10 protein-coding genes are annotated in these 9,102 nt (G+C 73.1%); 5 read left to right on the top strand and 5 right to left on the bottom strand.

Annotated elements, in window-relative coordinates; all coding sequences use genetic code 11:
- Positions 1-61: 61 nt before the first annotated feature.
- Both ispD and ACTHMS_RS03560 read right to left on the bottom strand, forming a co-directional pair.
- Positions 62-712: a 2-C-methyl-D-erythritol 4-phosphate cytidylyltransferase gene (ispD, locus tag ACTHMS_RS03565; RefSeq protein WP_440305300.1), complete on the bottom strand. Its 651-nt coding sequence runs from the start codon at positions 710-712 to the stop codon at positions 62-64.
- Positions 713-747: 35 nt separating this feature from the next.
- A complete protein-coding gene (locus ACTHMS_RS03560; RefSeq protein ID WP_440305299.1) occupies positions 748-1,239 on the bottom strand; it encodes a CarD family transcriptional regulator in 492 nt (163 codons plus the stop codon).
- A gap of 263 nt (positions 1,240-1,502) precedes the next feature.
- Between ACTHMS_RS03560 and ACTHMS_RS03555 the strand changes: the two genes are divergently transcribed.
- From ACTHMS_RS03555 to disA, 3 genes are all read left to right on the top strand, one after another.
- Positions 1,503-2,201 (top strand): hypothetical protein, encoded by a 699-nt coding sequence (locus ACTHMS_RS03555; protein ID WP_440305298.1) that lies wholly within the window; start codon positions 1,503-1,505, stop codon positions 2,199-2,201.
- A 106-nt stretch (positions 2,202-2,307) separates the two neighbouring features.
- Positions 2,308-3,813 carry a DNA repair protein RadA gene (gene radA, locus ACTHMS_RS03550; RefSeq protein ID WP_440305297.1) on the top strand — a complete coding sequence of 502 codons (1,506 nt, stop codon included), beginning with the start codon at positions 2,308-2,310 and terminating at the stop codon, positions 3,811-3,813.
- 34 nt (positions 3,814-3,847) lie between these two features.
- Entirely contained in the window at positions 3,848-4,927 is a 1,080-nt protein-coding gene (disA, locus tag ACTHMS_RS03545; RefSeq protein WP_440305296.1) for a DNA integrity scanning diadenylate cyclase DisA, read from the top strand.
- Between the two features lie 37 nt (positions 4,928-4,964).
- Here disA and ACTHMS_RS03540 read toward each other — a convergent pair whose 3' ends face one another.
- Positions 4,965-5,327 (bottom strand): hypothetical protein, encoded by a 363-nt coding sequence (locus tag ACTHMS_RS03540; RefSeq protein WP_440305295.1) that lies wholly within the window; start codon positions 5,325-5,327, stop codon positions 4,965-4,967.
- A gap of 31 nt (positions 5,328-5,358) precedes the next feature.
- Here ACTHMS_RS03540 and ACTHMS_RS03535 point away from each other — a divergent pair, with 31 nt between their 5' ends.
- Complete coding sequence (locus ACTHMS_RS03535; protein ID WP_440305294.1) at positions 5,359-5,709, top strand: hypothetical protein; 351 nt, start codon at positions 5,359-5,361, stop codon at positions 5,707-5,709.
- A 109-nt stretch (positions 5,710-5,818) separates the two neighbouring features.
- Positions 5,819-6,721, top strand: a complete 903-nt coding sequence (locus ACTHMS_RS03530; RefSeq protein ID WP_440305293.1) for an A/G-specific adenine glycosylase — start codon at positions 5,819-5,821, stop codon at positions 6,719-6,721.
- 6 nt (positions 6,722-6,727) lie between these two features.
- Here ACTHMS_RS03530 and ACTHMS_RS03525 read toward each other — a convergent pair whose 3' ends face one another.
- Entirely contained in the window at positions 6,728-7,414 is a 687-nt protein-coding gene (locus tag ACTHMS_RS03525; RefSeq protein WP_440305292.1) for a hypothetical protein, read from the bottom strand.
- Positions 7,415-7,563: 149 nt separating this feature from the next.
- Positions 7,564-9,102, bottom strand: a 1,539-nt coding sequence (locus ACTHMS_RS03520; RefSeq protein ID WP_440305291.1) for an AAA family ATPase, incomplete at its 5' end; no start/stop codon positions are given.

The following is a 9,102-nucleotide window of genomic DNA, read 5'->3' as shown; positions in this document are numbered from 1 at the left end:
CTCGATCGGGTGGACGTCGACGCCGATGCCGGTCCGCAGTTCGCTCATGTCCGCGGGCCGATCATGACCGTGCCGCCAGCAGCGCCTCGGCCCGGCGCAGGTCGTCCAGGATCGTGATCTTGAACGCCTCGACCGCACCCTCGACGACGACGACCCGACCGCCCTGCGCCTCGACGAGTGCGGCGTCGTCGGTGGCGCTGTCCGCCGCCGCACCGGAGTGCGCGGCGACCAGGACGTCGCGGCGGAAGCCCTGCGGTGTCTGCACGGCCACCAGGCCGGCGCGGTCGGGCGTCGCGACGACGACGCCGTCACGCACCTGCTTGATGGTGTCGCTGACGGGCAGCGCGGGGATGACGGCGTCGGCGCCGGCGTGCAGCGCGTCGAGCACCCGGGTGATCACGTCCGGCGGGGTGAAGGCGCGCGCGGCGTCGTGCACGAGCACGAACCGCGACTCCCGCGGCACGGCGTCGAGGCCACGGGCCACCGACTCCTGCCGGGTCGTGCCGCCCGGCACGACCGCGGCGCGCGGCACCAGGGCGGCGGTGGAGTCCACCAGCGCCGCCGGCGCCACCACCACGAGCGGCAGGCCGAGGAAGGGTTCGACGGCGTGCTCGAGCAGCGTGCGTCCGGCGATCTCGACGAACGCCTTCGGCACCGATGCGCCGAGTCGCTGCCCCGAACCTGCCGCAACGACGATGGCGGCGACGGTCATCGGACCGTCGCCGCCATCGTGGACAGCTGGGTTGCTCAGGCGACGGCCTCGGCCAGCACCTCGTCGAGGACGACCTCGGCCTTGTCCTCGTTGGTGCCCTCGGCCAGCGCGAGCTCGCTGATCAGGATCTGGCGGGCCTTGGCCAGCATGCGCTTCTCGCCGGCCGACAGGCCACGGTCGCGGTCACGCCGCCAGAGGTCACGGACGACCTCGGCCACCTTGTTCACGTCACCCGACGCGAGCTTCTCACCGTTCGCCTTGTACCGACGCGACCAGTTGGTCGGCTCCTCGGTGTGCGGGGCGCGCAGGACGTCGAAGACCTTGTCGAGACCCTCCTGCCCGACGACGTCGCGGACACCCACGACCTCTGCATTCTCGGCCGGCACGAGCACCGTCAGGTCGCCCTGGGCGACCTTCAGCCTGAGGTAGGTTTTCTTGACGCCCTTGAGGAGTCGCTCCTCGATGGCTTCGATGAGGGCCGCCCCGTGATGGGGATAGACAACGGTCTCGCCGACCTTGAAAGTCATGTGTTTACTGCCCCTTTCGCTGAGTCCAGGGTAACACGCGGCACACCTGCTGAAGAATGATCGGACGCGAAGAGGTGCCCTTCGCCCCGTGTCGGCAGCGCCGTCCCACGCCGTCCGGCGGTGCTACGGGCTGCGGCGCAGGTCGCTCCCCGGCAGGCCGCAGGCAGCCTCCGCCGCGGCTCTCGCTACGCTGCAAACAGGTCAGTCCGAGCCCCGGCACCGGCAGGAATCGGGGCCGTGCACTCTTTCGACGAGGAGTCGACGTGAACGCGAAGCTGCGTGCCGGTCGAGCCGGTCTCGCCATGACGCTGATCGGCGCCGCGTTGGTGTCCTCCGCCTGCGCCAACGGCAAGCAGGCCCAGACCGCCAACGAGAAGCCGACGCTCGACGGCACCAACGCGCAGGTCGGCGAGATCCTGCTGCGCGGCCTGGTCATCGAGACGCCGCCCAACGGCAAGTACTCGACCGGCGACGACCCCGCGCTCAGGGTCGTGATCGTCAACAACAGCACCACCACCGCCGACACGCTCACCGGCGTCACGAGCAGCGCCTTCAGCAGCTGGGGCAGCTTCGAGTCGGCGGACGCCGCGAACGCCTTCGTCGCCGGGCAGGAGCGCGGCGCGGGCGGCTCGTCGCCGTCCTCCGCGCCGTCCTCCGCGCCGTCGTCGGCCACCTCGATCACGCCCGCCCCGAGCGCGACGCCGCTGCCGCTGGGCAAGCAGAGCGTGCCCCTGCCCGCCAACAGCAGCGTGAGCTTCGGCCAGGCGGTGCAGCCGGGCGTGCTGCTGCTCGAGGACCTCAAGCTCTCGTCGCTCTACCCCGCCGAGACCGTGAAGATCACCTTCACGTTCGACAAGGCCGGCTCGGTGAGCGTCGACGTCCCGGTCGGCCTGTCGAGCAGCCCGGGCAGCCTGTCCGTGCCGCCGGAGAGCAGCCCGACGCCGAGCCCGGCGGCGCCCTGACCGCCGCTCGCTGATCGACGCTGACTGATCGACGCTTCGACGCCGCGACCCGGTCCTCCGGTCGCGGCGTCGGCGTTTTGTCAGAGCTGCTCGCTACGTTGCCGACGTGACCAGACCGAGCACCGCCCGAAAGCCCGCGTTCCGCTGCGCCGAGTGCGGCACCGCCGTCCCGCGCTGGGTCGGTCGGTGCCCCGAGTGCCAGGCGTGGGGGTCGATCGGCGAGACCGGACCGGTGGCGCGCGCCGCCGTGGTACCCGGCGCCGTCACCCGGCCGGCGCGCCCGATCGGCCAGCTCGATCCCGAGCAGGCGCGGGCGCAGCGCACCGGGGTCGGCGAGCTCGACCGCGTGCTCGGCGGCGGGCTGGTGCCCGGGTCGGTCATCCTGCTCGCGGGCGAGCCGGGCATCGGCAAGTCGACGCTGCTGCTCGACGTCGCGCACCGCTTCGCCGAGGCCCACGGCCGCCCCGCCCTCATCGTGACGGGCGAGGAGTCGACGGCGCAGGTGCGCCTGCGCGCCGAGCGCACCGGCAGCCTGCACCCCGAGCTGTACCTGGCGGCCGAGAACGACCTGGCCGCGGTGCTGACGCACGTCGACACCGTCGGCCCGGGGCTGCTCGTCGTCGACTCGGTGCAGACGATCAGCTCCGAGTCCTGCGACGGCGCCGCGGGTGGCGTGCCGCAGATCCGGGCGGTGACGGCCGCGCTCATCGGCGTCGCGAAGACGCGCGGGCTGGCGACGGTGCTGGTCGGGCACGTGACCAAGGACGGCGGGATCGCCGGCCCGCGGGTGCTCGAGCACCTCGTCGACGTCGTACTGCACTTCGAGGGCGACCGGCACTCGTCGCTGCGCCTGATCCGCGCCACGAAGAACCGCTACGGCGCCGTCGACGAGGTCGGGTGCTTCGAGATGCGCGAGGACGGTCTCGCGGGGCTGCCCGACCCGTCCGGGCTGTTCCTGTCGGAACGGTCGACGGCGGTGGCGGGCACGTGCGTCACGGTCACCCTCGAGGGCAAGCGGCCGATGGTCACCGAGATCCAGGCCCTCACGACGCCGGGCCACGGCGGCTCGCCACGCCGCGCGGTGAGCTCGCTCGACTCGTCCCGGGTGGCGATGCTGCTCGCCGTCCTCATGCGGCACGACGACAAGGTGCGCTACGGCGACCAGGACGTGTACGCGGCGACGGTCGGTGGCATCGCGGCGCACGAGCCCGCCGCCGACCTCGCGGTCGCGCTCGCCCTCGCCTCGGCCGGACGCGACGCGCCGATCGCGCCGACGCTGTGCGCCATCGGCGAGGTGTCGCTGGCGGGCGACGTCCGGCGCGTGCCGGCCCTCGACCGGCGGCTGGCCGAGGCGGCCCGGCTCGGGTTCACCGCGGCGCTGGTGCCGGCCAGTTCGGTCGGCGAGGTCGTGAGCCCGGTCGTCGCGGGCATGCGGACGATCCCGGTCGCCACGATCGACGACGCGATCACCGAGGCGCTCGCGCTGTCGGGGCATCTCGGTCTCGGTGCGCGGCGGGTGCTGCGTCCGGTGCCACCGTCGGGCGAGCGCGGCGGGGCACGAACGGGCCGTAGCGCCGCACAGGGTGGGCGGCGCTCTCTAGACTCGTCCTGACCGGTCGTCACCCCCGCCGCGAACAGGAGTCGCCGTGCCCACGTCGGAGCGCGACGAGACGCTGCGCACCGTGCTGGCCACGATGGCGCCCGGCACCGAGCTGCGCGAGGGTCTCGAGCGCATCCTGCGCGGCAACACCGGCGCCCTGATCGTGCTCGGCATGGACCGCGCCGTCGAGGCGATGGCCACCGGCGGCTTCCCGCTGGACGTCGAGTTCTCGGCAACCCGGCTGCGTGAGCTGTGCAAGATGGACGGCGCGGTGGTGCTCAGCACCGACGGCACGCGCATCACCCGCGCGGCGACGCACCTGATGCCCGACCCGTCGACACCGACCGAGGAGTCGGGCACGCGGCACCGCACGGCGCAGCGCGTCGCCCGGCAGACCGGCTACCCGGTCATCTCGGTGTCGCAGTCGATGCGGATCATCAGCCTCTACGTGGACGACCGCCGCTACGTGCTCGAGAGCACCGGCGAGCTGCTGTCGCGGGCGAACCAGGCCATCGCCACGCTCGAGCGCTACAAGACCCGCCTCGACGAGGTGTCGCAGGCGCTGTCCGCTCTCGAGATCGAGGATCTCGTGACCGTGCGTGACGCCGCCGTCGTCTCGCAGCGGCTCGAGATGGTGCGGCGCATCGCCGACGAGGTCACCGGCCACGTCGTCGAGCTCGGCACCGACGGCCGCCTGCTCGCCCTGCAGCTCGAGGAGCTCATGGCCGGGGTCGACGCCGACCGGCAGCTCATCGCGCGCGACTACGTGGCCGCGGGCCGCAAGGGCAAGGACGCCGGTCAGGTGCTCGCCGAACTCGCCGAGCTGTCGGCCACCGACCTGCTCGACGTCACCCAGGTGGCACGCGCGATGGGATGGCCGGCGACGGCCGAGGCACTCGAGCAGCCGGTCAGCCCGCGCGGGCACCGGCTGCTCGCCCGGGTGCCGCGCATCCCCGCCGCGATCGTCGACCGCGTCGTCGACCACTTCGGCGAGCTGCAGAAGCTGCTGGCGGCGTCGGTCGAGGACCTGCAGGCCGTCGACGGCGTCGGCGAGACGCGGGCCCGCGCCGTGCGCGAGGGACTGTCACGGCTGGCCGAGGTGTCGATCATCGACCGCTTCAACTGAGCGGAGCTCCGACCGCAGGCCCCGGCCGATGCGCCGGTCAGTGGAAGGCGAAGGACGTGGCCGCGCCGTGCTCGCCGCTCAACGTCGCGTACAGCGTGTAGCTGCCGGCGCCGACCGGCTGGCGGACGGTCTTGCAGCCCGGCGACGACGTCGTGCCGGCCCACGGCACGTGCACGGTCACGGGGACGCGCGGCGCGAGCACCTGCTCGACCGGCCGGTCGCCGCCGTTCGGGCAGTCGTCGCTGCCCCAGACGCGGGTCTCGAAGTTGTAGACCTGCAGCTGCACCGTCGCGTCGCTGAGCGTGATGAGACACGGCGTGGACGCCGTGTTGGTGGCCTGCAGCCCGAGCACCGGCTGATCGCCGACGGCGTAGGTCGTCTGCGAGGTCAGCGCGCTCACCCGCACCTGGTCGGTGGTGCAGGCCGGCGGCGTGACGGTGGGCGAGGCGCTGCCGGCGGGCTTCGACGACGTGCCCGACGGCGGCGTGGCCGAGGTGCTGCTCGACGTGGTCGAGGGCGTCGCGCCCGACGACGACGCACCACCCGATGGCGTGGCCGAGCGCAAGGGCCGGCGTGCGGGCGCGCTCGAGGTCGTGATCGTCAGCGGCGCGGCCGGCGTGGTGGTCGTGCCGCCGGCGGCCGTCGAGGACGACGAGGTCTTCGCCGGTGACGGCGCACCCGTCGTCGATCCGCTCGAGCTGCCGAACGCGCTGACCACCTTCATCAGCAGGAACAGCGCGACGACGGCGAGCACGAGCAGGACGATCCGCCGTCGCCAGTAGACGGCAGGGGTGAGGGGTCCGACGGGGTGCATCATGTCGTCGCCCACGTTAACCGCGGCGTTGCGCGAATCAGGGCAGACGCGCTGGCACCCGGCTGATCGCAGGGGAGATGACATCATCGACGACGATGACCGCACTCGCCGCCGACACCGTGCTCGACTGGTACCGGCGCACCGCGCGCGACCTGCCCTGGCGGCGTCCCGGCGTCTCGCCCTGGGCCGTGCTGGTCAGCGAGATCATGCTGCAGCAGACGCAGGTGTCGCGCGTGCTGCCCGCCTACGCCGCGTGGCTCGCGCGGTGGCCCACGCCGGCGGCGCAGGCGAGCGAGCCGGTGGCCGAGGCGATCCGGCAGTGGGGCCGGCTCGGCTACCCGCGTCGGGCGATGCGGCTGCACGCCGCGGCCGTCGAGATCACCGAGCGCTTCGACGGCGTGGTGCCCCGCGAGGTGGCCGACCTGCTGAGCCTGCCCGGTGTCGGCGAGTACACCGCCCGCGCGGTCGCCGCGTTCGCCTTCCGCCAGCGGCAGCCGGTGGTCGACACGAACGTGCGCCGGGTCGTGGCCCGCGCCGTCAGCGGGTTGCCCGACGCCGGCGCGCCGTCGACCACCCGCGATCTCGCCGCGATGACCGCGCTGCTGCCGCCCGACCCGGAGACCGCCGCGATCTACAGCGTCGCCGTGATGGAGCTCGGCGCCCTCGTCTGCACCGCCGCGGCGCCGCGCTGCGGCGACTGCCCGGTCAGCGCACTGTGTGCGTGGCGCCGGGCCGGCTCGCCACCCGCGGTGGCCCGGTCGCGTCCGGTGCAGCGCTTCGAGGGCACCGACCGGCAGGTGCGCGGGCGGCTCATGGCGCGCCTGCGCGAGGCCGAGGGCGCGGTGCCGGTGGACGACCTGCGCGACGCCTGGCCCGACGACACCCAGCGCGAGCGCTGCCTCGCCTCACTGCTCGCCGACGGACTGGCGCACGAGACGGCGCCGGGCTGCATCGCCCTCGGCGGCCCGCCGCCCGCCTGAGCCCCGTCAGGAGGGCAGGCGCGCGGCGACGATCCGGGCGACGGCGACCGCGCGGTCGGCGTCGTGCCCGGTGCCGGTGACGACGATCTGGAAGAACGTCCGACCCCGCAGGGCGACGAGGTACGTGCCCGACGTCTGGTCGCCCGAGCGGTAGGCGGCGTCGCCGACGCCCGGCACGGCCGTCGTCGGACCGACCGCCAGCTGCTTCGCCGTCGTCTCGAACTGCGCGAGGGTGTAGTGACGCCCGCTGACCTGCACCTGGACGAGCGCCGGATCCGGCACCCCCGGCGTCGCCCCGTACCACCCGCACGACCGGAACTCGCCGATCGGTTCGTCGCGCCGCTGCCCGACCGGCCCGCCGAGCGCCGCCTTGACCTGGGCGGGCGTGAGCAGCGCGCAGACGTCGGTCGCCGGGGGCAGGGGCGTGCTCGGCAGGGTGTCCGGCGCCGACGGCGTGCCGGTCGACGACGGGGTGGACGCCGCGGACGGAGGCGACGACGTCGGTGGTGCGGACGACGGCACGGACGACCCGGGCGAGGGTGCCTGGCCTCCGGGCGTCGAGCCGGACCCCGCCCCGGACGAGGCCGGTCCCGCCGACCCCGGGCCGGACGACGTGCACGCCGCCAGGGCGAGCGAGGCGACGGCCACGACGCAGGCCGGTACCCATCGTCCGGAGCCGCGCGAATCGCTCATGCTGCCATGATCGTCCCTCCCCCGCCGCCGCAACCCACTGCCCCCGGAACCTGTCCACGACGGCCGGAAGGCGCACGTCCCCCGGGACGACGACGGGCCCGCCTCCAGGTGGAGGCGGGCCCGGTCGGGACTGCTGGTGGAACCGGCGACTACTCGGCGGTGATCGCCGTCGGCGGGACGTCGGGGACGAGCTGCTCGCCGCCCGGCTTCGGCTCGCCGCGGAAGGTGAACTTCTCGGCGCCGCCCTTCTTCATCGGGTCCTCCGGCTCGGTGTCGACCACGACGATCGTGCCGGGCTGGAGCTCGCCGAACAGGATCTTCTCGCTCAACGGGTCCTCGATCTCGCGCTGGATGGTGCGGCGCAGCGGCCGGGCACCCAGCACGGGGTCGTAGCCCTTCTTCGCGAGCAGCGCCTTGGCGGCCGGCGTGAGCTCGAGGCCCATGTCCTTGTTCCGCAGCTGCTGGTCGAGACGCGAGGTCATCAGGTCGACGATCTGGACGATCTCGGCCTCGGTGAGCTGGTGGAAGACGATGATGTCGTCGATGCGGTTCAGGAACTCCGGGCGGAAGTGCTGCTTCAGCTCGTCGTTGACCTTCTGCTTCATCCGCTCGTAGTTGCCCATCTCGTCGTTCGCCGCCGAGAAGCCCAGGCCCACCGCCTTCGACACGTCACGCGTGCCGAGGTTGGTGGTCAGGATCAGCACCGTGTTCTTGAAGTCGACGATGCGGCCCTGGCCGTCGGTGAGGCGACCGTCCTCGAGCACCTGCAGCAGCGTGTTGAAGACATCCGGGTGGGCCTTCTCGACCTCGTCGAAGAGCACCACCGAGAACGGCTTGCGGCGCACCTTCTCGGTGAGCTGGCCGCCCTCGTCGTAGCCGACGTAGCCCGGAGGGGCACCGACGAGCCGCGACACGGTGTAGCGGTCGTGGAACTCGGACATGTCGATCTGGATGAGCGCGTCCGCGTCCCCGAACAGGAACTCGGCGAGCGTCTTCGACAGCTCCGTCTTCCCGACGCCGGACGGGCCGGCGAAGATGAACGACCCACCGGGACGCTTCGGGTCCTTGAGGCCGGCGCGCGTGCGGCGGATGGCCTGCGAGACGGCCTTGATGGCCTGCTCCTGGCCGACGACCCGCTTGTGCAGCTCGTCCTCCATGTGCAGCAGGCGCGCCGTCTCCTCCTCGGTCAGCTTGAAGACCGGGATGCCCGTCCAGGTCGCGAGCACCTCGGCGATCTGCTCGTCGTCGACCTCGGCGACGACGTCGAGGTCGCCCGCCTTCCACTCCTGCTCGCGCTTGGCCTTCTCGCCGAGCAGCGTCTTCTCCTTGTCACGGAGCGACGCGGCCTTCTCGAAGTCCTGCGCGTCGATCGCGCTCTCCTTCTCGCGGCGGACGTCGGCGATGCGCTCGTCGAACTCGCGGAGGTCCGGCGGCGCGGTCATCCGGCGGATGCGCATGCGGGCACCGGCCTCGTCGATGAGGTCGATCGCCTTGTCGGGCAGGAACCGGTCGCTGATGTAGCGGTCGGCCAGCCCGGCGGCGGCGACGAGCGCGGCGTCGGTGATCGAGATGCGGTGGTGCGCCTCGTACCGGTCGCGCAGCCCCTTCAGGATCTCGATGGTGTGCGAGACGCTCGGCTCGCCGACCTGGATCGGCTGGAAGCGGCGCTCGAGCGCGGCGTCCTTCTC

The organism is Jatrophihabitans sp., assembly GCF_051960575.1.
GTDB lineage: Bacteria > Actinomycetota > Actinomycetes > Mycobacteriales > Jatrophihabitantaceae > JBQCEE01.
The sequence above is the reverse complement of the archived record's forward strand: the minus strand, read 5'-3'. Positions and strand labels throughout refer to the sequence as shown.